At 65.3% G+C, this 23,232-nt stretch carries 24 protein-coding genes; 18 read left to right on the forward strand and 6 right to left on the reverse strand.

The genetic code is table 11. From position 1 onward, the window contains the following. Nucleotides 1–102 precede the first annotated feature (102 nt). Genes CSQ99_RS09870 through CSQ99_RS09880 form a run of 3 tightly spaced genes read left to right on the forward strand, consistent with a single transcriptional unit; the run spans nucleotide 103 to nucleotide 1,758 of the window. Nucleotides 103–738, forward strand: a complete 636-nt coding sequence (locus tag CSQ99_RS09870; protein WP_099038883.1) for a hypothetical protein — start codon at nucleotides 103–105, stop codon at nucleotides 736–738. Further along, nucleotides 731–1,300 (forward strand): DUF6529 family protein, encoded by a 570-nt coding sequence (locus tag CSQ99_RS09875; RefSeq protein ID WP_099038948.1) that lies wholly within the window; start codon nucleotides 731–733, stop codon nucleotides 1,298–1,300. The genes CSQ99_RS09870 and CSQ99_RS09875 overlap by 8 nt, the downstream gene beginning before the upstream one ends. Nucleotides 1,301–1,314: 14 nt before the next feature. Further along, the gene (locus CSQ99_RS09880; protein WP_099038884.1) at nucleotides 1,315–1,758 is read left to right on the forward strand and encodes a QcrA and Rieske domain-containing protein; all 444 of its coding nucleotides are present in this window, start codon (nucleotides 1,315–1,317) and stop codon (nucleotides 1,756–1,758) included. 14 nt (nucleotides 1,759–1,772) lie between these two features. Here CSQ99_RS09880 and CSQ99_RS09885 read toward each other — a convergent pair whose 3' ends face one another. Further along, nucleotides 1,773–3,080, reverse strand: coding sequence for a DUF2252 domain-containing protein (locus CSQ99_RS09885; RefSeq protein WP_099038885.1), 1,308 nt, complete (start codon nucleotides 3,078–3,080; stop codon nucleotides 1,773–1,775). Between the two features lie 127 nt (nucleotides 3,081–3,207). Here CSQ99_RS09885 and CSQ99_RS09890 point away from each other — a divergent pair, with 127 nt between their 5' ends. From CSQ99_RS09890 to secA, 6 genes are all read left to right on the forward strand, one after another. Beyond that, nucleotides 3,208–3,534 carry an ArsR/SmtB family transcription factor gene (locus tag CSQ99_RS09890; protein ID WP_099038886.1) on the forward strand — a complete coding sequence of 109 codons (327 nt, stop codon included), beginning with the start codon at nucleotides 3,208–3,210 and terminating at the stop codon, nucleotides 3,532–3,534. After that, complete coding sequence (locus tag CSQ99_RS09895) at nucleotides 3,531–4,412, forward strand: PhzF family phenazine biosynthesis protein (protein WP_245908836.1); 882 nt, start codon at nucleotides 3,531–3,533, stop codon at nucleotides 4,410–4,412. The genes CSQ99_RS09890 and CSQ99_RS09895 overlap by 4 nt, the downstream gene beginning before the upstream one ends. Further along, entirely contained in the window at nucleotides 4,409–5,374 is a 966-nt protein-coding gene (locus CSQ99_RS09900; RefSeq protein ID WP_176560953.1) for an ornithine cyclodeaminase family protein, read from the forward strand. Before CSQ99_RS09895 ends, CSQ99_RS09900 begins: the two co-directional genes overlap by 4 nt. A 193-nt stretch (nucleotides 5,375–5,567) precedes the next feature. After that, nucleotides 5,568–6,206 carry a ComF family protein gene (locus CSQ99_RS09905; protein WP_099038888.1) on the forward strand — a complete coding sequence of 213 codons (639 nt, stop codon included), beginning with the start codon at nucleotides 5,568–5,570 and terminating at the stop codon, nucleotides 6,204–6,206. A gap of 324 nt (nucleotides 6,207–6,530) precedes the next feature. Further along, nucleotides 6,531–7,208 (forward strand): ribosome hibernation-promoting factor, HPF/YfiA family, encoded by a 678-nt coding sequence (gene hpf / locus CSQ99_RS09910; protein WP_099038889.1) that lies wholly within the window; start codon nucleotides 6,531–6,533, stop codon nucleotides 7,206–7,208. 79 nt (nucleotides 7,209–7,287) lie between these two features. Next, complete coding sequence (secA, locus tag CSQ99_RS09915) at nucleotides 7,288–10,107, forward strand: preprotein translocase subunit SecA (protein ID WP_099038890.1); 2,820 nt, start codon at nucleotides 7,288–7,290, stop codon at nucleotides 10,105–10,107. 75 nt (nucleotides 10,108–10,182) lie between these two features. On the opposite strand, the gene CSQ99_RS09920 is transcribed toward secA, so the two are convergent. After that, nucleotides 10,183–10,722: an Rv3235 family protein gene (locus CSQ99_RS09920; RefSeq protein ID WP_099038891.1), complete on the reverse strand. Its 540-nt coding sequence runs from the start codon at nucleotides 10,720–10,722 to the stop codon at nucleotides 10,183–10,185. A gap of 193 nt (nucleotides 10,723–10,915) precedes the next feature. On the opposite strand from CSQ99_RS09920, the gene CSQ99_RS09925 reads away from it, so the two are divergent. The 5 genes from CSQ99_RS09925 to CSQ99_RS09945 all read left to right on the forward strand — a co-directional run bounded on the left by CSQ99_RS09925 (nucleotide 10,916) and on the right by CSQ99_RS09945 (nucleotide 17,206). Then, on the forward strand, nucleotides 10,916–12,325 hold the full coding sequence (locus CSQ99_RS09925) for a WS/DGAT/MGAT family O-acyltransferase (RefSeq protein WP_099038892.1): 1,410 nt from the start codon (nucleotides 10,916–10,918) through the stop codon (nucleotides 12,323–12,325). Between the two features lie 58 nt (nucleotides 12,326–12,383). Next, nucleotides 12,384–14,117: a BCCT family transporter gene (locus CSQ99_RS09930; RefSeq protein ID WP_099038893.1), complete on the forward strand. Its 1,734-nt coding sequence runs from the start codon at nucleotides 12,384–12,386 to the stop codon at nucleotides 14,115–14,117. A 35-nt stretch (nucleotides 14,118–14,152) separates the two neighbouring features. Then, nucleotides 14,153–14,650 carry a DUF6912 family protein gene (locus CSQ99_RS09935; protein ID WP_099038894.1) on the forward strand — a complete coding sequence of 166 codons (498 nt, stop codon included), beginning with the start codon at nucleotides 14,153–14,155 and terminating at the stop codon, nucleotides 14,648–14,650. Nucleotides 14,651–14,722: 72 nt separating this feature from the next. Next, entirely contained in the window at nucleotides 14,723–15,886 is a 1,164-nt protein-coding gene (locus tag CSQ99_RS09940; protein ID WP_099038895.1) for a ferredoxin reductase, read from the forward strand. 69 nt (nucleotides 15,887–15,955) lie between these two features. Then, entirely contained in the window at nucleotides 15,956–17,206 is a 1,251-nt protein-coding gene (locus CSQ99_RS09945) for a fatty acid desaturase family protein (RefSeq protein WP_099038896.1), read from the forward strand. A gap of 57 nt (nucleotides 17,207–17,263) precedes the next feature. On the opposite strand, the gene rsgA is transcribed toward CSQ99_RS09945, so the two are convergent. From rsgA to CSQ99_RS31300, 4 genes are read right to left on the reverse strand one after another with little or no spacing between them, the layout of a single operon-like run. Continuing rightward, nucleotides 17,264–18,244 (reverse strand): ribosome small subunit-dependent GTPase A, encoded by a 981-nt coding sequence (rsgA, locus tag CSQ99_RS09950; protein ID WP_027331721.1) that lies wholly within the window; start codon nucleotides 18,242–18,244, stop codon nucleotides 17,264–17,266. After that, a complete protein-coding gene (aroA, locus tag CSQ99_RS09955; protein WP_425437803.1) occupies nucleotides 18,241–19,518 on the reverse strand; it encodes a 3-phosphoshikimate 1-carboxyvinyltransferase in 1,278 nt (425 codons plus the stop codon). Before aroA ends, rsgA begins: the two co-directional genes overlap by 4 nt. Nucleotides 19,519–19,578: 60 nt before the next feature. After that, nucleotides 19,579–20,514, reverse strand: a complete 936-nt coding sequence (locus CSQ99_RS09960) for an RNA-guided endonuclease InsQ/TnpB family protein (RefSeq protein ID WP_342746689.1) — start codon at nucleotides 20,512–20,514, stop codon at nucleotides 19,579–19,581. Next, the gene (locus CSQ99_RS31300) at nucleotides 20,432–20,773 is read right to left on the reverse strand and encodes a helix-turn-helix domain-containing protein (protein WP_245908842.1); all 342 of its coding nucleotides are present in this window, start codon (nucleotides 20,771–20,773) and stop codon (nucleotides 20,432–20,434) included. The genes CSQ99_RS09960 and CSQ99_RS31300 overlap by 83 nt, the downstream gene beginning before the upstream one ends. 210 nt (nucleotides 20,774–20,983) lie before the next feature. Here CSQ99_RS31300 and CSQ99_RS09965 point away from each other — a divergent pair, with 210 nt between their 5' ends. The 4 genes from CSQ99_RS09965 (at nucleotide 20,984) to CSQ99_RS09980 (ending at nucleotide 23,208) form a co-directional block, all read left to right on the forward strand. Continuing rightward, nucleotides 20,984–21,766, forward strand: coding sequence for an SOS response-associated peptidase (locus CSQ99_RS09965; protein ID WP_218014584.1), 783 nt, complete (start codon nucleotides 20,984–20,986; stop codon nucleotides 21,764–21,766). Between the two features lie 73 nt (nucleotides 21,767–21,839). Next, nucleotides 21,840–22,103, forward strand: coding sequence for a hypothetical protein (locus CSQ99_RS09970; protein ID WP_099038898.1), 264 nt, complete (start codon nucleotides 21,840–21,842; stop codon nucleotides 22,101–22,103). After that, nucleotides 22,100–22,963 (forward strand): oxygenase MpaB family protein, encoded by an 864-nt coding sequence (locus CSQ99_RS09975; RefSeq protein WP_099038899.1) that lies wholly within the window; start codon nucleotides 22,100–22,102, stop codon nucleotides 22,961–22,963. The genes CSQ99_RS09970 and CSQ99_RS09975 overlap by 4 nt, the downstream gene beginning before the upstream one ends. 2 nt (nucleotides 22,964–22,965) lie before the next feature. After that, nucleotides 22,966–23,208: a hypothetical protein gene (locus tag CSQ99_RS09980; protein WP_099038900.1), complete on the forward strand. Its 243-nt coding sequence runs from the start codon at nucleotides 22,966–22,968 to the stop codon at nucleotides 23,206–23,208. The last annotated feature ends 24 nt before the right edge of the window (nucleotides 23,209–23,232 follow it).

Consider the following 23,232-nt stretch of genomic DNA (forward strand, 5'->3'; position numbering starts at 1 on the left):
ACCCCCGAAATACTTTGAAATCGCACTGAACCAACCGCCGGCGACACCCGTTGTGCTGACAAACCGACGCTAGAAGCGTTGGCTACAGCCAAGGAGACGACGATGACGGTTCGCGGTCCACTGATCACCCTCGCCGCGGTTGCGGCAGTGGGCGTAGGCATCCTCACGGTCAACATTTCGCAGGAGGAATCCGTGGTGCCCGGTACTCCGGTCGCCGCGCCGACCACGGTATCCACCACTGTTGCCGCACCCCCTGCGCCGGCATTTCCGGCGAAGGCGGATTACGTCGGCAAGATCGCAACCGCCAACGGCTCCATCACGTTGGATATCGCCGTCGAGGGCGACAAGGCCGTCGCATATGCCTGCGATGGCAACTCGATCGAGTCATGGATGCGGGGGTCCGCCGCCAACGGCGCCGTGAGTCTTGCGAGCAAGGACGGAACCGGCCGCCTCGAAGGCCGCCTCGACGGCACCGCGATTGTCGGAACCCTGTCGATCGGTCAGAAGCAGTGGGACTTCAGAGCCGAAACCGCGTACTCACCGGCAGGTCTGTACGTGTACGAGCAGGGCGGGGTGCGCGGCAGCTGGATCGTCGACTCGTCAGGCAAGGCGACCGGCGTGCTGAGACTCGGTGACGGATCGACCGCCCCCGCACCGGATTTGGCGAACGACGGCAGCGCCGTGATCGGCGGACGCACTGTCACCGCGGCGCGGGTGCGGGGTGCGAGCGATGTCTGAGTCACTCGCCACCCAGCGGATCAAAGCGTCTTACGGTGACGCTGCGGTGCTGACCGCCGTTTTGATCGGTGCGCTGGTCGCCGTCGGGCTCGGCGTGTTCGGCAAAGTCCATGAACCGCAGTTCTTTTCGGTGAGCGTTGCCGGATTCTCCAGCGGTACGGCGGTGAAGGCGTGGCTGGCGACCCTTTCGGTGGCGCTCGGGCTGTTTCAGCTGGTGTCCGCTTTTGCGATGTACCGTCTGATTCCGGGCGGGAGAGCGCCCGCGTGGATGGGCGCCGCGCATGTCTGGTCGGGACGGCTGGCGGTGCTGGCCAGCGTTCCCGTCGCCGTGCACTGCCTGTACGCATTGGGATTCTCCGAGACCGACAGCAGGGTGCTCTTCCACTCGCTGTTCGGATGCTTGTTCTACGGCATCTTCGTGACGAAGATGATCCTGCTGACCCGTAAAGGCCTCCGCGGATGGGTGATCCCGATCGCGGGCGGGTTGCTGTTCTTCGTCCTTGTCTACGTCTGGTTGACCTCGGCCCTCTGGTTCTTTCAGACGAGCGGAATTACGTTCTAGTGGAAAGGCTTTCTATGTCCTCTAAGTTATTGACCGATCTGGGCGTCCCCCGACAGAAGGTCCTGATCGGTGCCGGGCTCGGGCTGGTCGCGTCGGTGCTTGCCGCCTGCACGACCTATGGCAAGAAGCCGGAGGCGTCCGGCGACACCGCCACGACAGGAGGGACCGCAGCGGAGCTCGACAACGTCATCACCACGACCACGGATGTGCCCGTCGGATCGGGCGTGATTGTCGGTGAGGTCGTCGTGACGCAGGCGGCAGCAGGTGATTTCAAGGGTTTCTCGTCGACCTGCACGCATGCCGGATGCACCCTGAACGAGGTGGTTGACGGAACCATCAACTGCCCCTGCCACGGCAGCAAGTTCAACCTGGACGGTTCGGTGGCGCAGGGCCCGGCGACCAAGCCGCTGGAGTCAAAGGCCGTCGAGGTCCAAGGGGATTCGATCGTTCTGGCCTGACCGCCAACGCGGACTCAGGTGGAGGTGACGCCGGGAATGCGGCCGCCGCGGAACGCTTCTACGAAGTGCCGGTGGTCGTCGCGCACGATCGCGGCGTACTCCAGCCCGAACGACACCATGTCGTCGACGAATTCGTCGGCGTGATCGCCGATCACAGCGACGATGGCGTCTTCGGTTTGAAAGTCGACCAGCGTTTGGTCGCTGTCGCTGTCGCTCACACAGTGCACCTTGGCGACCGCGCGGCCCAGCTGTTCGATCACCTCCGCGAGTTCGTCGGGTTCGGTCAGTTCAGCCCAGCCCAAATCGGCTTCGTAGGGCGAGATTTCGCTCACCACGAAACCGACTCCGTCGATGTCGGTGTAACCGAGCAGCGGATCGGCGTGGGCCTGCAGCGCGCGCTGCGACACCGCCGTGCGGTGTCCGTGATGGGAGAAGTACGCGCTCACCTCACTGTCGTCGACCACACGGCTGGGCGCGGCGACATTGCCCTGCTTCATCGACAGCACCGCGTCGTTGTCGAGGGCCTGATTGAAGCCCTCGATCAACACGGTGTACGCAGGTAGCCCGGCACTGCCGATGCCCATGCCGCTCTTGCCTATGACGTCCTTGACGTCATAGGCGATGCCACGGAAACGTTTGGTGGTCGGGATCGTCTCGAGATAGCGGGCGAAAGCCTCGGTCACCTTATCGCGTTCCGCTTCGTCGAGTCGGCGTACACCCGGTAGGTCGCGGAAACGCCGGTCGTTGTCGTCGACCGTGGTCATGTGATTCAACATCTGCGAGCGGGTCGATAGCCGCGCCGACTGCAGTGCTGTGCGCACCGCGCCGCGGGCGGTCTCCAGATTCAGCGAGAACGACGCGTCGTCCTCCACCTCGGTGAACCACCGCACCTGATCAATGTATGTCCGGACGAACGTCTCGATCAGTGTCCTGATCTCCTCATCGGACAGCGCCTTCTGCCAACACATCAACGCAACGCTGGCCGCGAAGCGCTGCAGATCCCAGGTGAAGTGGCCGACGAACGCTTCGTCGAAGTCGTTGACGTCGAAGATGAGTATCCCGGCGCCGTCCATGTACGTACCGAAATTCTCCGCGTGCAGATCACCCTGAATCCACACCCGCGAGGTCCGCTCGTCCGCCCATCTGTCCCTGCGCCCCGCGACGTCTGCATAGAAGAGGCAGGCGCTGCCCCGATAGAAGGCGAACGGCTCGGCGGCCATCTTGCGGAATTTGGTCCGGAACGCATCGGGGTCCGCATCCATCAGATCGGAGAACGCCTCGACGAGACATGTGACGATGACCGATTCTCGTTCGTCCTGCATAGCGGGGGTGTACCCCAAACGCCTCGACGAAATCTGCATCTGGGTCGCTCTGATTGAGTGTCGACAGCCCTGGTGCAGAACTCGCGCGGGGGTTGACGTCCTCAGCCCTGTTCGCTAATTTGCAAATATGCGAAATAGCGAAACAAGTGCTGGACGGCTGCTGCAGACGCTGAAGGCGGTCGCCAGTCCCGTGCGGCTGGAGGTGCTGTCCCTGCTGAAGGACCCGGTGGGCAACTTTCCACCGCAGACAGACGGCGACCTGGTTCGCGACGGCGTCTGCGCCGACTTCATCCGCGACAGGCTGGGGATCGCACCCGCAACCGCGTCTCGCCATCTGACGCTGCTGACCGAGGCCGGTCTCGTGATTGCGACGCGGAAGAAGGGCTGGACCTTCTACCGCCGCGACGAGTCGGCGATTCACGGGTTCGCAGAGGCCGTCGAGGCCCAACTGTGACGAGCGCGCCGGTGAGCCTGGCCTACAGCCACGTCGATGTCTTCAGCGCGGTTCCCTTCGGGGGCAACAGCCTGCCGGTCTTCTGCGAAGCCGCCGACCTGAGCGCGGAGCAGATGCTGCGAATCACCCAGGAGTTGCGGCACTTCGAGGCCGTCTTCCTTCAACCGGCCGATGCGTCGGGCACAGTTGAGGCACGCATCTTCGATATGTTCTCCGAGCTGCCCTTCGCCGGACATCCGATCATCGGTGCCGCGGCGGTATTGCACCACCGGACACAGGACGCCGGCGCGCAGCGCTGGCGTTTCGAACTGGCAAGCAAGACAGTGGAAGTCGAAACGGAGCTGGCGGCGGGCCACTACTCGGGCTGGCTGGACCAGGGCCGCCCAGAGTTCTTCGGCACCGCCACCGACCGAACGCAGGTCGCCCGCGCCGTCAACCTCTCGGAGGCGGACCTCGATCCCGCGCTGCCGATGGAGGTGGTGGGCACGGGACTGCGCTACCTGATCGTGCCGGTGCGGCCCGGCGCACTGGAGAAGGCAAGGATATCCCGCGACATCACCGAACTGCTGCACGGCTTCGGTGCACAGTTCGCGGTCCTCCTTGATGAATCCGCGGTGGAGGTGCGGCACTGGAACAATGACGGGGTCATCGAGGACGTGGCCACCGGCAGCGCAGCGGGAACCATCGGGGCTTACCGGCTACGCCATGGAATGGTCTGCGGCGGAGAGACTTTCACGATAGCTCAAGGCCGCTTCACCGGCCGCCCGAGTGTGCTGCGGGTGCGTCCGGAGGGTAGTCCGAAAAGTGTCGAATCCGTCAGTGTCGGCGGTGATGTCGCGTTCGTCGGACACGGCACCATCGAATGCGTGCCATCGTGAGTACACGCATGGTCGATGCGGAAACCCTCCGCAGCAGCATCGGTTTCGACGATCTGGTGGAGCCCGTGGCGCAGGCCTTCGCCGAGACCAGCGCGGGGCTGGCGGACAACGGGTTGATCGTGATGTTCCCCGCCGAACGCCGCGAACTCGGTGACGTATACGTCAAGACGGGGCGCCTGCGGGGCCACGCCGTTTACATCGTCAAGGTGTCGCCATGGTTTCGCTCGAACCTCCAACGCGGCCAGCCCCAGGGCGGCTTCGTCGCCGTCTTCGACAGCGAAACGGGCAAAACGCTCGCCCTGCTGAACGACGAGCACTACCTGTCCGATATCCGGACCGCCGCTGCGGGTGCGGTCGTCGCGCGGGCGCTCGCGCCATCAACCGTCGACACGGTCACGGTGCTCGGCTCGGGCGTGCAGGCCTACTGGCAACCGCTGGCGCTCTACCGTGAACGGCCCTTCTCGCGGCTGTCGATCTGGGCGCGCAGCATGCCGAAAGCCGAGGCGCTCAGGAGGCGGCTGAGCGATGCGATGCCCGGGGTCGAGATCGATTGTGGGACCGACATCGAAACCGCCGTCCGCAGCGCCGAGGTTCTGATCACGGCAACGCAGGCGCGCGAACCGCTGGTGAAGGGACAGTGGTTGCGCGCGGGTGCGCACGTGACGGCCGTCGGTGCCGACGACGCCACCAAGTGCGAACTCGATGCGACGGCGCTGCGACGCGCGAAGGTCTTCGTCGATGCGCGCGCGACGGCCGAGGCCAACGGCGACGTACACCGGGCTATCCGCGCCGGCCGCTACACCCTCGACGACATATCCGGCGAGATCGGCGAGGTGATATCGGGACAGGTTCCGGGCCGCACGGCCGACGACGACGTCACCGTCGCCAAGCTGGTGGGGATCGGCGCGCAGGATCTCGTCGCGGCCGAGGTGGCGCTGGCGAAGCTGGGCGCCGACCGGTAGCGCCGCCTCTTCCCATGGTGGGCTCAGTGGACAGTCAACACGGCCCCGGGATCTGGCTCAGCGTCCTGGGCATCTTCCAGGTCGGGTGGGCGCTTCAGCGGCGCAATGCGGTCCACGAAACCGAGCAGAGCAAGGAATCCAGAGGTTGGCCGCTGGGCGGCGAGCTGTCACAGTCCACCGCCACACTGCGAACATGCTCGATCTCGTCCTCCCACTGGAGTGCGGCGGCTGCGGCGCGCGCTCGACGCGATGGTGTGACACCTGCGCCAGGGATCTGGCCGTCAGACCCGACGAGCCGCACCTGATCAGCCCCCGAGTCGATCCCGGCGTGCCCGTCTTCTCGCTGGGCCGCTACGCGGGTGCGCGCCGCGAAGCCATCGTCGCCGTCAAGGAGCATGGCCGCGCCGACCTCGTCGGGCCGCTGGCCGTCGCGCTGCGCGCGGGGCTGGCTCATCTGCTGGGCTGGGGTGTCGTCGCCTCGCCGCTGACCGTGGTGCCCGCGCCGACGCGCCGGTGGGCGGCCAGGCGCCGGGGTGGGGATCCGGTCGCGCGCGTCGCCGTCGCCGCCACGGCCGGATGTCGCGGCATCAACGTGGTTCAGGCCTTGCGCACGCGGGCCCTGGTCGCCGATTCAGTCGGCCTCTCCAGCTCCGACCGGCAGCGCAACATCGCAGGGCGGGTAAAGCTGGTGTGTCCCATCAGAGGGGAAACCGGCGACGCGGTGGTCATCGATGACGTCGTGACCACCGGCGCCACCGCGTGCGAATCGGTCCATGTCCTGCAATCGGCCGGGGTGGCCGTGGTCGCTGTGCTGGCTATCGCCAATGCGTGACCACGCCCTGTGACGGCCGCGGCAATTACTCCGACATCAAGCTGATGTGAAGAACTGAAAACAGGCTGCGAAAAGTGGGTGCATTTTGTGGCACGACCGGGTGAACACGGACTACCGTCGGCATCAACCACCCGTGAATGCCTCACGGCGGCGCCTCACCAACCGGCGCCGGCATCGCCCACAAGCGGTAGGAGGTGAGTAGACGACACCTTGCACCGGCGGGCCGCGACAAAGGCATAAATTCATGTGGGCCCCTCGGCGCGTTTCCAAAGCTAGCCAGGCACGCTGACGCGTGCGGACGCAAAGAGAAACGAGTTGCCAAGTATGTCAACCCATTCCATTGACTCGGACCAAGCGACGCTGGTCACCGACGAGACGCCCGAAGCCGAGCTGAGGGCCGAGATCGTCGTCAAGGGCCGCAACGTCGAGATTCCTGAGCACTTCCGCATCTACGTCTCAGAGAAACTGTCTCGCCTTGAACGACTCGACCGCACCATCTACCTCTTCGACGTCGAACTGGACCACGAGCGCAATCGGCGCCAGCGTAAGAACTGCCAGCACGTCGAAATCACCGCGCGCGGTCGCGGCCCCGTGGTCCGCGGCGAGGCCTGCGCCGACAGCTTCTACGCCGCCCTGGAGTCCGCGGTCTGCAAACTCGAGAACCGACTACGGCGCAGCAAGGACCGTCGCAAGATCCATTACGGCGATAAGACCCCGGTCTCGCTGGCCGAGGCCACCGCGATCGGCCCCCTGCCCGATTCGCTCAACGGCAGTGGCTCGGAATCACCCCAGCTCGAAGGGGCGGTGCTCGACGACCACGAACCCGGACGCATCGTGCGCACCAAGGAGCACCCTGATACGCCGATGACCGTCGACGATGCGTTGTCGCAGATGGAGCTGGTGGGCCACGACTTCTTCCTGTTCCATGACAAGGAGAGCGACAAGCCCTGTGTGGTGTATCGCCGTCACGCCTACGACTACGGGCTCATTCGTTTGGCCTGACAGGGTCTGGCAGTGTCACCTCGCTACCATGGGTTGAGCTCTATCGATTCCAACCCATTTGGAAAGCCTGAGGAATAGCGTGCTGGATAAGTTGCTCCGTCTTGGTGAAGGCCGCATGGTCAAGCGCCTCAAGGGGGTGGCTGAGTACGTCAACACCCTGTCCGACGACGTGGAGAAGCTCTCCGACGCCGAGCTGCGGGCGAAGACGGACGAATTCAAGAAGCGCATCGCTGACGGCGCCAGTCTCGATGACCTGCTGCCAGAGGCCTTCGCCGTCGCCCGCGAGGCCGCCTGGCGGGTACTGGACCAGCGGCATTTCGACGTCCAGGTGATGGGCGGCGCGGCACTGCACTTCGGAAACGTCGCGGAGATGAAGACCGGTGAGGGCAAGACCCTGACCTGTGTGCTGCCTGCCTACCTCAACGCGCTGTCCGGTGACGGCGTGCACGTCGTCACGGTCAACGACTACCTCGCCAAACGTGACGCCGAATGGATGGGTCGCGTACACCGCTTCCTGGGCCTGGACGTCGGTGTGATCCTTTCCGGCCTGACGCCCGACGAGCGGCGCGTCGCGTATGGCGCCGACATCACCTATGGCACCAACAACGAGTTCGGCTTCGACTACCTGCGCGACAACATGGCGCACTCGTTGGAGGACCTGGTACAGCGCGGCCACTACTTCGCCATCGTCGACGAGGTCGACTCGATCCTCATCGACGAGGCCCGTACCCCGCTGATCATTTCGGGCCCGGCCGACGGCGCTTCGAACTGGTACAGCGAGTTCGCCCGGCTTGCTCCGCTGATGGAGAAGGACGTCCACTACGAGGTCGACATCCGTAAGCGGACCATCGGCGTGCACGAGCTTGGCGTGGAGTTCGTCGAGGATCAGCTCGGCATCGACAATCTCTACGAGGCCGCCAACTCGCCGCTGGTCAGCTACCTGAACAACTCCATCAAGGCCAAGGAGCTGTTCACGCGCGACAAGGACTACATCGTGCGCGACGGTGATGTGGTCATCGTCGACGAGTTCACCGGTCGCGTGCTGGTTGGACGTCGGTACAACGAGGGCATGCACCAGGCCATCGAGGCCAAGGAGCACGTCGAGATCAAGGCCGAGAACCAGACGCTGGCCACCATCACCTTGCAGAACTACTTCCGCCTGTACGACAAGCTCGCCGGCATGACGGGAACCGCCCAGACCGAGGCGTCCGAGTTGCACGAGATCTACAAGCTCGGCGTGGTCAGCATCCCGACCAACAAGTCGATGATCCGAGCCGACCAGTCCGACCTGATCTACAAGACCGAAGAAGCCAAGTACATCGCGGTCGTCGACGACGTCAGCGAACGGTACGAGGCAGGCCAGCCGGTGCTGATCGGTACCACCAGCGTCGAGCGTTCGGAGTATCTGTCGCGCCAGTTCACCAAGCGCCGCATCCCCCACAACGTGCTCAACGCCAAGTACCACGAGCAGGAGGCGAACATCATCGCCGAGGCCGGGCGCCTGCGCGCCATCACGGTGGCCACCAACATGGCCGGTCGCGGCACCGACATCGTGCTCGGCGGCAACGTCGACTTCCTCGTTGACAAGAAGGTGCGAGACCAGGGCCTGGACCCGGTGGAAACGCCCGAGGAGTACGAGACGGCGTGGCACAAGCTGCTACCGCAGGTGAAGGCGGAAGCAGCCGAGGAAGCAAAGGACGTGATCGCGGTCGGCGGTCTGTACGTCCTCGGGACCGAGCGGCACGAATCCCGACGTATCGACAACCAGCTGCGTGGTCGCTCGGGTCGCCAGGGTGACCCCGGCGAGTCCCGGTTCTATCTCTCGCTCGGTGACGAGCTGATGCGGCGATTCAACGGCGCCACGCTGGAGTCGCTGCTGACCCGGCTGAACCTGCCCGACGATGTGCCGATCGAGGCGAAGATGGTCAGCCGCGCGATCAAGAGCGCACAGACACAGGTCGAGCAGCAGAACTTCGAGGTCCGTAAGAACGTTCTCAAGTACGACGAAGTGATGAACAAGCAGCGCATGGTCATCTACGACGAGCGTCGTCGGATTCTGGAGGGTGAGAACCTCGCCGACCAGGCCCACAAGATGCTCGTCGATGTCGTCACCGCCTACGTGAACGGAGCCACCGCCGTTGGCTACTCCGAGGACTGGGATTTGGAGCAGCTCTGGACGGCGCTGCGGCAGCTCTACCCGGTCGGCATCGACCATCACGATCTCATCGACTCCGACGCCGTCGGCGAACCCGGCGAGCTGACCCGCGACGAGTTGCTCGACGCATTGGTGAAGGACGCCGAGCGCGCCTACGGCGTCCGCGAGAAGGAGCTCGAGGAGATCGCCGGTGAAGGCGCGATGCGCCAGCTGGAACGCAACGTGTTGCTCAACGTGGTCGACCGCAAATGGCGCGAGCACCTCTACGAGATGGACTACCTCAAGGAGGGCATCGGGCTGCGGGCGATGGCGCAGCGCGACCCGCTGGTGGAGTACCAGCGCGAGGGCTACGACATGTTCATCGGCATGCTCGAGGGCATGAAGGAGGAGTCGGTCGGCTTCCTGTTCAACGTGTCGGTTGAAGCCACGCCCGCACCGGCGGTGGCGCCGGTCGCCACGCCGCAGGGACTCGCCGAGTTCGCGCAGGCCGCCGCGGCCAAGGCCCAAGAGGGCGGCCAGGGTGGACTGGCCACCAAGGAGCGTCCAGCACCGACTGGTCTGCACGCCAAGGGAATTGACAACGAACCACCGCCGATGACCTACAGCGGCCCCTCTGAGGACGGCTCGACAGAGGTCAAGCGCACTGGCGGCGGTAGCAGGCATGCGGCACCATCCGGCAGCACGCGGAAGGAAAGGCGGGAGGCCGCACGTCAGCAGGCCCGCGAAACCAAACGTCGCGGCTAGAGCCCGAGCGCGGCGGCGATGCGTTCCACGCCGATGCTGTTCTTTGCGCGCGCACCACAGCCTCGCATCGGCGAGTCAACCGACCTGTAGCGCGACGATGCGCCAGCGCTCTCCGGTCAGTTCGATACGTGCCGCGAGCGCACGCACGCGCGGCCCGCAGGTGTAGGTCCCGAATACCTCGGCCTGAGAGCCTTCGGCGCCGTCGACCATGCGCAGCCGCATCCGGCACAGCCTGGCGACCGTGCGCATACCCTGCGACCGGCCGGCCCCACCACGGGATGACCGGCTCAGCTCGATCACCGTGTCGATCAGCGCCGGCGCCAGCAGCGGCCGCAGCTGCGCGACGGGCCTGCGCCGGTCGATGACTTCGAGCACCCTGCGCAACGCGGCGTCGGCAAAGGTGACCGCAGTGCGCGGCGGATCCGCTTCGCGAACGGGGGCCGGCTGCGATCCCCGCCGGGCCGACGAGGGCTCGCATCGGGTCCCCGCTCGCGCTACCCGGCGGCGCAACACCGGTGTCGCTCGGCACGCGGACATGCCGACCGGTGGCGGCTCGTAGTCGACCACCGGTGTAACCAAAGGAGGCCCCGGCGCGGGGGTCTGGGATGTTGTCATGAAATGCTCTCCGGCGATCGACGGGGGAAATGGACGGCATCTGCCGGAGAGTTGCAGATTCGTTCATGATCGCACGGTCTGCAGGGGGCTCGACGCACCTGTGATGCGCAGCAGCGACGGGATTCTGTCGCTACGTTGGATACGAAACCACCGCGGCCGAGAACCGCGTAGTCAATGAGGGGGCGTCGCGGCGATGGTGACCAGGTTGTCGGCCTCCGACGCGGCGTTCTTCCACATGGAGAACACATCGACGCCGATGTACGTGGGCTCGCTGTCGATCCTGCGCAAGCCGCGCAACGGACTGAGCTACGAGACGCTGCTCGCGACCGTGGAACAACGGCTCCCGCAGATTCCGCGCTACCGCCAGAAGGTTCGCGAGGTGACGCTCGGCCTGGCCCGACCGGTGTGGGTCGACGACCCCGACTTCGACATCACCTACCACGTCAGGCGTTCGGCCCTACCGTCTCCCGGCAGCGACGAGCAGTTGCACGACCTGATCGCGCGGCTGGGCTCCCGGCCGCTCGACAGGACGAGGCCGCTGTGGGAGATGTATCTGATCGAGGGTCTGGCCAAGAACCGGATCGCGCTCTACACCAAGTCCCATCAGGCGCTGGTGAACGGCATGACAGCGCTGGAGATCGGGCACGTCATCGCGGACCGCACGCAGAAGCGGCCGGAGTTCGGCGAGGACATCTGGATTCCCGCGCGCGAGCCCAGCGACCGTCGGCTGGCGCTCGGGGCGGTCGGTGAGTGGGTGACACGACCCGCCGAACAACTCGGCGAGTTGCGCTCGGCGGTCACCGGCGTCGTCACCAATGACGGTCAGTTGGCCGAACTCGGGCGCCGGTTCGTTGACGTGGCCCGCACTTTCGCCCGCGGCACAGCGCCCAACTCCCCGCTGAACACGACGGTGTCGCGCAACCGACGGTTCGCCGTCGCCTGCGGAAGCCTTGAGGATTTCCGTCTGGTGCGGGCCCGGTACGAATGTGACGTCAACGACGTCGTGCTCGCTGTGGTGGCGGGCGCACTGCGCAACTGGCTGCTGTCGCGCGGCGAGCCGGTGTCTGCGATGACCACGATGCGCGCCATGGCTCCGATGTCGGTGTATCCCGACGCCGACCTCGACGCGACGGGTCCGGGGCAGGCGATCAGCGAAGTATCCCCGTTCCTGGTGGATCTGCCGGTGGGGGAGGGCAATGCGGTGGTCCGGCTGTCGCAGATAGCGCACACTACCGAATCCCATTCCACCGCTGCCAGCCTGGTAGATGCCAGGACCATCGTCACGCTGTCCGGATTCGCGCCACCGACATTGCACGCCATGGGAATCCGCGTCGCAACGGACTTCTCGGCGCGGCAGTTCAATCTCTTGATCACCAACGTGCCTGGCGCGCAGAAGCAGATGTACGTCGCGGGCACCAAGCTGCTCGAGACGTACTCGGTGCCACCGCTGTTGCACAACCAGGTCCTGGCCATCGGCATCACCTCGTACAACGGCATGCTCTACTTCGGCATCAACGCCGACCGCGACGCGATGAGCGACGTCGACGTGCTGCCCGGTCTGCTGCGCGACTCCCTTGAAGAATTGCTGGAAGCGGCGCGGTGAGACAACCGCGACCACCCGATCTTGATTGAGATTCGCCGGTGCGGGGAATGGCTTAGCGGTGACTATTGGCGCCGACAAACGAACAACGCACAATTCCGTCCGCGGGGCCCTCTCCTCGCCCACTGACGAGGTCATTCCCCATCCAGTCCTCGATGTACCCGTCGAAGAAGCCGCCTACACGCGCTCGCGGGGGGTGGACTGGGTCGTGTTCGGCGTCACCGCCGTCATCGCCCTCGGCTTCCTGGTGTGGGGCTTCGTCAGCACCCCGTCGCTGGCCAGCGCCTCAGGCAGTGCACTGACCTGGGTCATGAACAACACGGGTTGGTTGTTCGTACTGACCGGCTCCGGGTTCGTCGTCTTCGTGCTGTGGCTCGCGCTCGGCCGATACGGGACGATCCCGCTGGGTCGCGACGACGAAGAGCCCGAGTTCAACGGCGTCTCGTGGGTCGCCATGATGTTCTCCGCCGGCATGGGCATCGGTCTGATGTTCTTCGGCGTCGCCGAGCCCCTGACGCACTTCGCCACCCCGCCCCCTGGCACCGGCGCGGCGGGAAACCCGGAGGCGGTCCAGAACGCATTGGCGACCACGCTGTTTCACTGGACTCTGCACCCGTGGGCGATCTACGCGGTCGTTGGGCTGGCGATCGCCTACGGCGTGTACCGCAAGGGGCGGCTACAGCTGATCAGCGCGGCGTTCGAGCCGCTGCTGGGCTCTCGGGTCAACGGTCCGTTGGGCAAGGTGATCGACATGCTGGCGATCTTCGCCACGCTCTTCGGGTCCGCCGCATCGCTTGGGTTGGGAGCGTTGCAGATTCGCAGTGGCCTGCAGATCGTCGCGGGCATCGGCGAAACCGGCAACACGATCTTGATCGTGATCATCACGGTGCTCACGATCGCATTCGTGCTGTCCGCGGTTTCGGGAATCGCGCGCGGTATCCAATGGCTGTCGAACATCAACATGGTGCTGGCCTTGGTGCTGGCGCTGTTCGTATTCGTGGTCGGTCCAACGGTTTTCATCCTCAATTTGATGCCGACCGCAATGGCCAGCTACCTGGGCGACATCGCGATGATGTCCGCGCGCACCGGCGCCGAGGGCGCCGAGGTCAACACCTGGTTGCAGTCATGGACAATCTTCTACTGGGCGTGGTGGGTGTCATGGACGCCGTTCGTCGGCATGTTCATCGCGCGGATCTCCCGGGGGCGCACCATCCGCCAGTTCGTCGCGGGCGTGCTACTGGTGCCCAGCGTGGTGTCGCTGGTGTGGTTCGCGGTGTTCGGCGGAGCGGCGATCAGAATTCAACAGGAAGGTGTCGACCTCGCGGGTGAGGGCAGCATCGAGGCGCAGCTGTTCGGGCTGCTCGACCAATACCCGATCGCGATGATCGCGAGCATCCTGGTGATGGTGCTGGTCGCCATCTTCTTCGTCTCCGGCGCGGACGCGGCCTCGATTGTGATGGGTTCGCTGTCCGAACGGGGAACGATCAAGCCGGGCCGGGGCACCGTCATCTTCTGGGGCGTCGCGATGGGGGCGGTGGCGGCGGTGATGCTGCTCGTCGGCGGGGAGGATGCGTTGACGGGCCTGCAGACCATCACCATCATCGCTGCCCTGCCCTTCCTGCTCGTCATGGTCGGTCTGGCGGTGTCGTTGGTGAAGGATCTGCGCAACGATCCGAAGGTGGTGCGGCGCCAGTACGCGTCGGAAGCGGTCAACAATGCCGTCGTCTCCGGCGTCACCCAACACGGTGACGACTTCGTGATCGCGGTGGAGAAGGACCCGCACAGCGACGGCTGAGCTCGATTTCGGCAAAAGAACGCTAACCTTCCCGCGTGCGTGTGTACGTCCCAGCGACCCTGGCCATGTTGCAGCAGCTGGTCGCTGACCAGTTGTTACACGCCCGTAGTGGAACGGCGTTCGCGGTGACTCCGACTCTGCGCGAGGCGTACGCCCACGGCGATGACGACGAACTGGCCGAAGTGGCGCTGCGCGAGGCCGCGTTGGCGTCGCTGCGGCTCCTCGCCGGGGAAGGTTCGTCGACCCTGCCGCCGCGCCGGGCGGTGGTAGTGGCCGATGTCGCCGACCCGACGCCCCGGCCCGATCTCGACGACGCGGTGGTGCGGTTGTCCGGCCCGATCGCGCTCGCCGACGTGATCGCCGCATATGTCGACAACGCCGATGCGGAGACGGCCGTGCTAGCCGCGATCGAGGCGGTAGACGAGGCCGACCTCGGTGACGAAGACGCGGAGTTTGTGGTCGGGGATGCGCAGGATCACGACCTGGCCTGGTATGCGTCGCAGGAGCTACCGTTCCTGCTCGAACTGCTCTGAGCCCGCCGGGTGTGACCAAAGCTACGGTGAACGACTGTATACGCAGCCGTAAGTTACGGTACCGTAGGTTACATGGCCAAGAACAACATCAAGGTCTCGGCCAATGTCGCCGACACGGCACGGGCGGGCGTCGTCGGTGAGAAGCATCCGGCCTGGCACGCGCTGCGCACCGTCGCCGCGCGGATCACCACGCCGCTGCTGCCCGACGACTATCTGAAGCTCGCGAACCCGTTGTGGTCGGCGCGGGAACTGCGTGGCCGCGTCGTGGAGGTCCGCCGCGAGACCGAGGATTCGGCGACCCTGGTGATCAAGCCGGGGTGGGGTTTCTCCTTCAACTATCAGCCCGGCCAGTACATCGGCATCGGCGTGCTGGTCGACGGACGCTGGCGGTGGCGGTCCTACTCGCTGACCTCGAGCCCGGTCACGGCCGGCGGCGCTCGCCCGGCGGTACCGGGGTCAAGGCGCACCATCACCATCACGGTCAAGGCCATGCCCGAGGGGTTCCTGTCGACTCACCTAGTCGGCGGGGTGGCACCCGGCACGATCGTGCGACTGGCCGCGCCGCAGGGCAACTTCGTGATGCCGAACCCCGCACCCGCAAAGGTGTTGTTCATCACCGGCGGCTCAGGTATCACGCCGGTGATGTCGATGCTGCGGACGCTGACTCGTCGCGGGCAGATCACCGATGTCGTCCACCTGCATTCGGCGCCAACGGAATCCGACGTGCTGTTCGCGACGGAGCTGGCGGATCTTGAACGCGGGCATGACGGCTACCAGCTGCGGTTGCGCGCCACCCGGACCCAGGGCCGCCTAGACCTGTCGCGCCTCGACGACGAGGTGCCCGACTGGCGTGAGCGCCAGGCCTGGGCGTGCGGACCCGAGGGCATGCTCGACACCGCCGAGCACGCCTGGTCGGCCGCCGGCATCACCGACCTGCTGCACCTGGAGCGTTTCGCCGTGTCGAAGGCGGCAGCACATGGGCAGGGCGGCACCGTGGAGTTCGCGCGTAGCGGCAAGACAGTGGCGGTGGACGCCGCGACGCCGTTGATGGACGCCGGCGAGGGCGTCGGTGTGCGGATGCCATTCGGCTGCCGGATGGGCATCTGCCAATCCTGTGTCGTCGGCCTGCTCGACGGGCACGTCCGCGACCTGCGGACGGGGGCCGAACATGAACCCGGCACCCGAATACAGACCTGTGTCTCCGCAGCTTCGGGCGATTGCGTGCTGGACATCTAAGGTTTACTGACCAGTAACCTACGGGTACGTAGGTTACGATAACGTAGGTACTTGAGAGGAGGGTTGACGATGGCAATCACTGACGTCCCCGAATTTGCACATCTGTCCGAAGCGGACATCGAGAGTCTGGCCGTTGAGCTGGATTCCATCCGCCAGGACATCGAAGACTCGCGCGGCGAGCGCGACTCGCGCTACATCCGCCGCACCATTGCCGCCCAGCGCGCGCTCGAGTTGGCGGGCCGGCTCACGCTGGCCGCCAGTTCGCGTCGCTCGGCGTGGTGGGCAGGCACCGCCACCCTGGGCGTGGCCAAGATCATCGAGAACATGGAGATCGGCCACAACGTCATGCATGGCCAGTGGGACTGGATGAACGATCCCGAGATTCACTCCTCGTCGTGGGAGTGGGACATGAGCGGGTCGTCCAAGCACTGGCGCTTCACCCACAACTTCATGCATCACAAGTACACCAACATCCTGGGCATGGACGACGACGTGGGCTACGGCGTCATCCGGGTCACCCGCGACGCGAAGTGGAAGCCGTTCAACCTCTACGGCAACCTGCTGTTCAACACGCTGCTGGCCCTCGGCTTCGAGTGGGGCGTGGGGCTTCAGCACCTAGAGCTCGGCAAGATCGCCAAGGGCGGCGACGACCGTGCCGCAACGATGAAGCGCGTGCGCGAGTTCGGTGTGAAGGCGGGCCATCAGGTCGCCAAGGATTACGTGGTGTGGCCGGCGTTGACGTCGCTGTCGCCGGGTGCGACCTTCATGTCGACGCTGAAGGCCAACGCGGTCGCCAACGTCATCCGCAACGTGTGGGCCAACGCCGTGATCTTCTGCGGCCACTTCCCTGACGGCGCAGAGAAATTCACCAAGACCGACATGGTCGGCGAGAGCAAGGGTCAGTGGTACCTGCGCCAGATGCTTGGCAGTGCCAACTTCGAAGCGGGTCCTGCGCTGCGGTTCATGAGCGGCAACCTGTCCCATCAGATCGAGCATCACCTGTACCCGGACCTGCCGAGCAACCGGTACGAGGAGATCTCGGTCCGGGTGCGCCAGTTGTGCGACAAGTACGACCTGCCGTACACGACGGGCAACTTCCTGGTGCAGTACGGGAAGACGTGGCGCACGATCGCCAAGTTGTCGCTGCCTGACAAGTACCTGCGCGATACCCGCGACGATGCGCCGGAGACCCGCAGCGAGCGGATGTTCGACGAACTCGCGCCGGAGCAGCGACGTGGACTGAAGTCGGCCATCGCCGCCGTGCGTGCACGAGGCCGAGAAAGGCACGGAAAGCGTGGAAAGCGCCTGCTAGCCGCCTGACCTGACGACCGAGAGAGCCCTCCCCGCGCCGGGAGGGCTTTTTCGTGCGCCGATTCGCTAGCCCTCCCGCATCGCCGCCAGCAGACGCCGGGCGGCGGCCACCCGGCCGGCGGCGGGTCCCGTCAGGGTGTCGAGCACACATTCGGGATCAGCAGGCGCGCCCAGATGGCCGCAGCCTCTTGGGCAGTCCTTGATCGCCTCGGCCAGGTCGGAGAAGGCAAGCATCACATCGTCGGGTTCGATGTGCGCCAAGCCGAACGAGCGGATTCCCGGGGTGTCGATCACCCAGCCGCCCAGACTCAACGGCAGCGCCACCGATTGTGTCGATGTATGCCTGCCTCTTCCGATGCCCGTCACCTGCCCGATGGCCCGATCTGCATCCGGGACAAGGCGATTCACCAGAGTCGACTTGCCGACACCGGAATGTCCCAACAGCACGGTGACCTTGCCGGTGAGCAGCGGAGCCACCACGTCGAGCGGGTCGTCGCGCCCGGCGGTGATGACCGTGAGGTCGAGTTCGGCGAACTCAGCGGCGAACGGTTCGGCAGGTGCGAGGTCGGATTTGGTCAGACACAAGATGGGTTGGAGGCCGCCGGCGTACGCGGCGATCAGGGCGCGCTGCACCAGGCCGGTGCGCGGCGGGGGATCGGCGAGAGCGACGACGATCAGCAGCTGATCGGCGTTGGCGACGACGACACGTTCGGTCGGGTCGGTGTCATCGGCGGTGCGCCGCAACACCGTTCGTCGCTCATCGCGTCGCACGATGCGTGCCAACGTGTCCTGCTTGCCTGAGACATCGCCGACGATGCCGACGTTGTCGCCGACGACAATCGGTGTGCGTCCCAGTTCGCGGGCGCGCATCGCGGTGACGAGGCGGTCGGGGTCGGCGTCGAGCGCGCAGCCCCACCGGCCGCGGTCGACGGTCACCACCATGGCTTCGCTGGCGTCGGCGTGGTCTGGCCTGTTCTTGGTACGCGGTCGCGAGCCCTTGCCGGGTCGGACCCGAACGTCGGACTCGTCGTACTCGCGAGGGCTCAATCGCCGGCCAGCATGTCGGCCCACATCTGCGGGAAGTCGGGCAGCGTCTTGGCCGTGGTGCCGATGTCCTCGACCTCGACACCGGCGACCCGCAACCCGACGATGGCACCGGCGGTCGCCATCCGGTGATCGGCGTAAGACCGCCACAGCCCGGCGTGCAGCGGTCGCGCGGTGATCAGCAGACCGTCGGGCGTCTCGGCGCACTGCCCGCCAAGACCGTTGATCTCGGCGGAGAGTGCGGCCAGCCGGTCGGTTTCGTGGCCGCGAAGGTGTGCGACGCCGCGCAGCTGCGACACCGAACCCGTGGGCGCAAGGGCGGCCAGCGCAGCCACCGCAGGTGTCAGCTCACCCACCTCGTGGAGGTCGACATCGATGCTTACGAGCGACGGGGGGCCCTGCACCTCCAGATAGAAATCACCTTGGCGGACAACCGAACCCACGTTCTTCAGGATCCTCAGAATCGTGTCGGCGGGTTGCACGCTGGCCGGCGGCCACCCGCAGATGCGTACCGTTCCTCCCGTTACCACCGCGGCCGCCAGGAACGGCACCGCGTTGGAGAGATCGGGTTCGATATCCCAGTGCCTGGCGGCGATCGTGCCGGGCGAGACGTGCCACCGGTTGGGGCGGCTGTCGTCGACGTCCACGCCGGCGTCACGCAGCATGGCCACCGTCATCGCCACATGCGGGGCCGAGGGCACCGACTCGCCGGTGTGCACGATCGTCAACCCGTTCGTGAAGGCGGCACCGGAGAGCAGCAGCCCCGAGACGAACTGCGAAGACGACGATGCGTCGATCTCGACGGTCCCGCCTGTCACCGCTCCGGACCCGTGGACGGCGAACGGAATCGCGTCACCTTCGACATCGACGCCGAGACCGCGCAGCGCCTCGAGCAGCGGTGCGATGGGTCGCGAGCGCGCTTGTTCGTCGCCGTCGAACGTGACGGTCGTGGTGCTCAGCGCCGCGACCGGTGGCACGAACCGAAGGACGGTACCGGCCAGACCGCAGTCGATGCGGGTGCCGGCCTGCGGGGCGATCGCGCCGCTGAGCGTCAGCTCGGTGTCTGTTCCCTCGACGGTGACGCCGAGAGCCGCAACGGCTCCGATCATCAGGTCGGTGTCGCGGCTGCGCAGCGCGCCACTGATCGTGGACGTACCGTTCCCGGTCGCCATCGCGGCCAGCACAAGAGCCCGGTTGGTCAGCGATTTCGACCCCGGCACGGTGACGGTGGCGTGCACCGGTCGTGACGTCGAGGGTGCCTGCCAGCTGCTGCTCACGCCTACATCCTGCCCTTTGACGTGCACCCTGACCTAAACGGACAAGGATTCCCTGAGCGGCTAAGCCGCTGGCGGGATGCTTCCTGCTTCATCGACACCTTGCCTCCGCGTGGGAGGTCTTACTGGCGCTCCACCAGGTTCGCGTCTGCGGACCTGCCCACTTGCGTGGGAGGCTGTTAGTCTCTCCGCCCGCCCGGCGGCGAGAATGACTCTTGCGGCGTTGTGGTCGCGGTCGTGGACGGCATCGCATGCCGGACACGTCCAACGGCGGACGTGAAGAGGGAGCTCTTCGAGTTGGTATTGGCAGTCCGAGCAGGTCTTGCTCGACGCAAGCCAACGCGAGACTTTGTGAACAGAACGCCCGAACTGATCTGCTTTCTCCGTGATGATCTGTGTGAATTGTCTCCAGCCCGCGTCGCTGATGGCTCGAGCAAGTCGATGATTTCGGACCAAGCCCGCAACATTGAGGCATTCGACGTGGATCACTTGGTTCTCGCGAACCAACGCCAGAGCCTGCTTATGCTGATAGTCCCGACGGGTTCGCGCCACCTTGTTGTGTACGACCGCGATCTCTCGCCGCACCTTATCTCTGTTGGATGACCCTTTCTCTCGGCGAGTTTTCACTCGCTCCAGTCGCGCTAGCTTGCGTAGCTTGCGGGCTAGATGCTTCTGGTTGGGAACTTCCGTACGCCCTCCGTTCGATGTTGCGACAGTTGCCAATCTGGTGATTCCCATGTCGACGCCGGCCTCTTGGCCGACTGCCGGTAGCGGGGTTGGTGCGACCTCGACCACGAAGGACAGGTAATAGTGGCCGTCGGGTTCGCGAATGACTGTGACGCTGGATGGTGTGCTGGGCAAAGCTCGTGACCAACGCACGCTCACCTCACCGACCTTGGTGAGGAACACCCGACCATTAGGTCGAAGGTTGAATCCGCTTCGGGTCAATCGAAACGACTGACGATGGTCTTTCTTCGATTTCATTCGAGGCCGACCCATATGTCGGCCCTCGGCGTTTTCCGGTGCAAGCGTCGAAGAAGTTCCGCCAAGCACGGCGCGAATCGTTCACGGACTGCACTAACGCCACACTGGGCACTTCGCTCAGCCATGCCCGCTCACTGGTGTTCTTCGCGCAGGTGATCACCCTGCGTTGAATCTCGCTGTCTGACAGTTTGATCCCGCTCTGATATGCCTCGGTGCGAAGCCGCACTGCATCGTTGAACACGACTCGACAACACCCGAATACTCGCGCCAACATCGCTTGTTGGCTCGATGTTGGTTCGAAGCGGTAGCGGTAGCGCCTCTGCACATCGCAACCATAAACGCAGCCATCGACAGGGCGTGACCGTTGAATTCTGCCGTTCAACCGCTGGTGCAGCGCGGACGTCGAACACAATCGACCGCCATCGACCCGACGCCGATGGATGCGCGCATTGGGTACTCATGCGTTTCTGCCACCATGGGATATATGTGTGGACGATTCGCGGTGACCACCGATCCGGCGCTCCTGGCCGAGAAGATCAAGGCGATTGACGAGAGCGTCTCGGCGCAGAAGGCGGACAAGGATGCACCCGGCGCCAACTACAACGTCGCGCCCACGTCGACGATCAGCAGCGTGGTCAAACGCCACAGCGAGCCCGACGACGAGTCCACCCGCCGGGTGCGGTCGATGCGCTGGGGGCTGATCCCGCCGTGGGCGAAGACCGCCGAGGACGGGGGCCCGGACACCAAGGGGCCGCTGCTGATCAACGCGCGTTCCGAGAAGCTCACCACCTCGCCCGTCTTCCGGAGCTCGGCGAAGAACAAGCGGTGCCTGGTGCCGATGGACGGCTGGTACGAATGGCGGCCCAACGGTGAATTGGCGTCGGGCAAGAAAGCGCCGAAGACGCCGTTCTACATGTACGGCGGCGACGGCGAACCGCTGTTCATGGCTGGCCTGTGGACCACGTGGCGACCCAAAGGCGCGCCTAAAGACTCGTCTCCACTCGTGAGCTGCACGATCATCACCACCGACGCCGCGGGCCCACTGGCCGAGATCCACGATCGGATGCCCCTGACGATCAGCGAACGTGACTGGGATCGCTGGCTGGACCCCGACGCGCCGATCGACGAGGGACTGCTGCGAGGTCATGGCGACCTGGACCGCATCGAGATCCGTGAGGTGTCCCGATTGGTCAACAGCATCCGGAACAACGGCCCGGAGTTGATCGAGCCCGCCGAACCGGAGCCGGAGCAGGCTACCCTGCTGTAAGGCCTGGCATCGCGTCGGAAACTCGTGTTTCCCAGCTGAAACGGGTCCCCCAGATGCGAATGGCCATTAACATATGGGGGTGCTCACCGCTGCAAAAAAGGTTCTGCGCTTCGAGATGACGGTCGCCGAATGGATCGGTACGGCGGTCATTCTCGCGGTGCCCTACCTGGTGGTCGGCATGGTGTGGACGGCTATCGGAGGGGGCTACGCAGGCGACCACGCAGTGGGCCATGCCGGGGACCACCTCGGCGGGCAGGGGTATTCCCGGGTCCTGTCGGTGCTGGGGTCGATCGTGTCGTGGCCGGTACTGCTGGTCTCGACGGTCTGCATGACATGACCCCTGCAGACTTCCGCATCACCATCCGCAGGCGCACGGCCCGATGGGACACCGAACCGGTCACCGCTGCGGACGCGTTGGACTTCTGGTCGTTCGCGGCCGGAGCGGCCAACGTGATCATGCAGCTTTCGCGACCCGGGGTGGGCCACGGCGTAGCCGAGAGCAAGGTGGATTCGGGCAATCTGCTGAAGCATCCGTGGAAGCGGGCCAGGACGACGTTCCAATACATCGCTGTGGCGGTTCTGGGAACGCCGGAGGACCGCGCGGCGTTCCGTGAGGCGGTCAACACTGCGCATCGTCACGTCAAGTCCGGGCCGGATAGTCCGGTGCCCTACAACGCCTTTGACCGCGACCTTCAGATGTGGGTGGCGGCATGCCTGTTCGTCGGGCTCGAAGATACGTATCAGCTGCTGCGCGGGGAGATGACCGCCGAGCAGTCCGAGCAGTTCTACCGGTCTGCGTGGACGTTAGGGACGACACTGCAGGTGAGCGAGGATCAATGGCCGCCCACCCGTGCGGAATTCGATACGTATTGGATCGAGGCGTGCGGGCAGGTTTCGATGGACGATCGTGTACGTGACTATCTAGGCGATCTACTGGACCTGCGCATGATCAATCCCATACTGGGCCTTCCTTTTCGGCCGCTGCTCAAGTTCCTCACCGTCGGATTCCTCGCTCCGGTCTTCCGTGATGCCATGGGCGTGCAATGGAGCGGCTTCAGGCAGGATTTGTTCGAAAGGCTTTTCCAGTTCGTCGCTTTCGCGAACCGATTCCTGCCGGTCTTCATCCGCCAGGGCGGCAGCTATGTGCTGCTGGCCGATGTTCGACGCCGGGTCCGACGGCACCGCGCGTTGGTCTGAGCATGCTGCGCCGGGTGCTCAGCCGTCGGGTGAGTGTCGAAGCGATGATCGAGTTCGCGATGTGGCTGGCCATTCCCTACCTGCTCATCGGTTTCGGGTGGGCCTTCTTCGACGCCGAGCAGGTGCAGCTGTTCGAGACCGCGTTGCAAACCAGGCTGCCCGCCGGCTCGGAAATTCTGGCCTACGTGCAGACCGCGGTGATGTGGCCGCACCTGATATTCGGTGCCGACATCTGCGCAGCCTGAGGCTTGGTCTTGCCCGAGGAATCC

It is taken from the genome of Mycobacterium neglectum (assembly GCF_002591975.1).
Lineage (GTDB): Bacteria > Actinomycetota > Actinomycetes > Mycobacteriales > Mycobacteriaceae > Mycobacterium > Mycobacterium neglectum.

Excerpts from the sequence above, each read along its gene's own strand:
- CSQ99_RS09870 (WP_099038883.1), top strand. The coding sequence starts at position 103 with ATGACGGTTCGCGGTCCACTGATCACCCTCGCCGCGGTTGCGGCAGTG.
- CSQ99_RS09875 (WP_099038948.1), top strand. The coding sequence starts at position 731 with ATGTCTGAGTCACTCGCCACCCAGCGGATCAAAGCGTCTTACGGTGAC.
- CSQ99_RS09880 (WP_099038884.1), top strand. The coding sequence starts at position 1,315 with ATGTCCTCTAAGTTATTGACCGATCTGGGCGTCCCCCGACAGAAGGTC.
- CSQ99_RS09885 (WP_099038885.1), bottom strand. The coding sequence starts at position 3,080 with ATGCAGGACGAACGAGAATCGGTCATCGTCACATGTCTCGTCGAGGCG.
- CSQ99_RS09890 (WP_099038886.1), top strand. The coding sequence starts at position 3,208 with ATGCGAAATAGCGAAACAAGTGCTGGACGGCTGCTGCAGACGCTGAAG.
- CSQ99_RS09905 (WP_099038888.1), top strand. The coding sequence starts at position 5,568 with ATGCTCGATCTCGTCCTCCCACTGGAGTGCGGCGGCTGCGGCGCGCGC.
- hpf (WP_099038889.1), top strand. The coding sequence starts at position 6,531 with ATGTCAACCCATTCCATTGACTCGGACCAAGCGACGCTGGTCACCGAC.
- CSQ99_RS09920 (WP_099038891.1), bottom strand. The coding sequence starts at position 10,722 with ATGACAACATCCCAGACCCCCGCGCCGGGGCCTCCTTTGGTTACACCG.
- CSQ99_RS09925 (WP_099038892.1), top strand. The coding sequence starts at position 10,916 with ATGGTGACCAGGTTGTCGGCCTCCGACGCGGCGTTCTTCCACATGGAG.
- CSQ99_RS09940 (WP_099038895.1), top strand. The coding sequence starts at position 14,723 with ATGGCCAAGAACAACATCAAGGTCTCGGCCAATGTCGCCGACACGGCA.
- CSQ99_RS09945 (WP_099038896.1), top strand. The coding sequence starts at position 15,956 with ATGGCAATCACTGACGTCCCCGAATTTGCACATCTGTCCGAAGCGGAC.
- CSQ99_RS09960 (WP_342746689.1), bottom strand. The coding sequence starts at position 20,514 with ATGGGTCGGCCTCGAATGAAATCGAAGAAAGACCATCGTCAGTCGTTT.
- CSQ99_RS31300 (WP_245908842.1), bottom strand. The coding sequence starts at position 20,773 with ATGTTGGCGCGAGTATTCGGGTGTTGTCGAGTCGTGTTCAACGATGCA.
- CSQ99_RS09965 (WP_218014584.1), top strand. The coding sequence starts at position 20,984 with ATGTGTGGACGATTCGCGGTGACCACCGATCCGGCGCTCCTGGCCGAG.
- CSQ99_RS09970 (WP_099038898.1), top strand. The coding sequence starts at position 21,840 with ATGGGGGTGCTCACCGCTGCAAAAAAGGTTCTGCGCTTCGAGATGACG.
- CSQ99_RS09975 (WP_099038899.1), top strand. The coding sequence starts at position 22,100 with ATGACCCCTGCAGACTTCCGCATCACCATCCGCAGGCGCACGGCCCGA.
- CSQ99_RS09980 (WP_099038900.1), top strand. The coding sequence starts at position 22,966 with ATGCTGCGCCGGGTGCTCAGCCGTCGGGTGAGTGTCGAAGCGATGATC.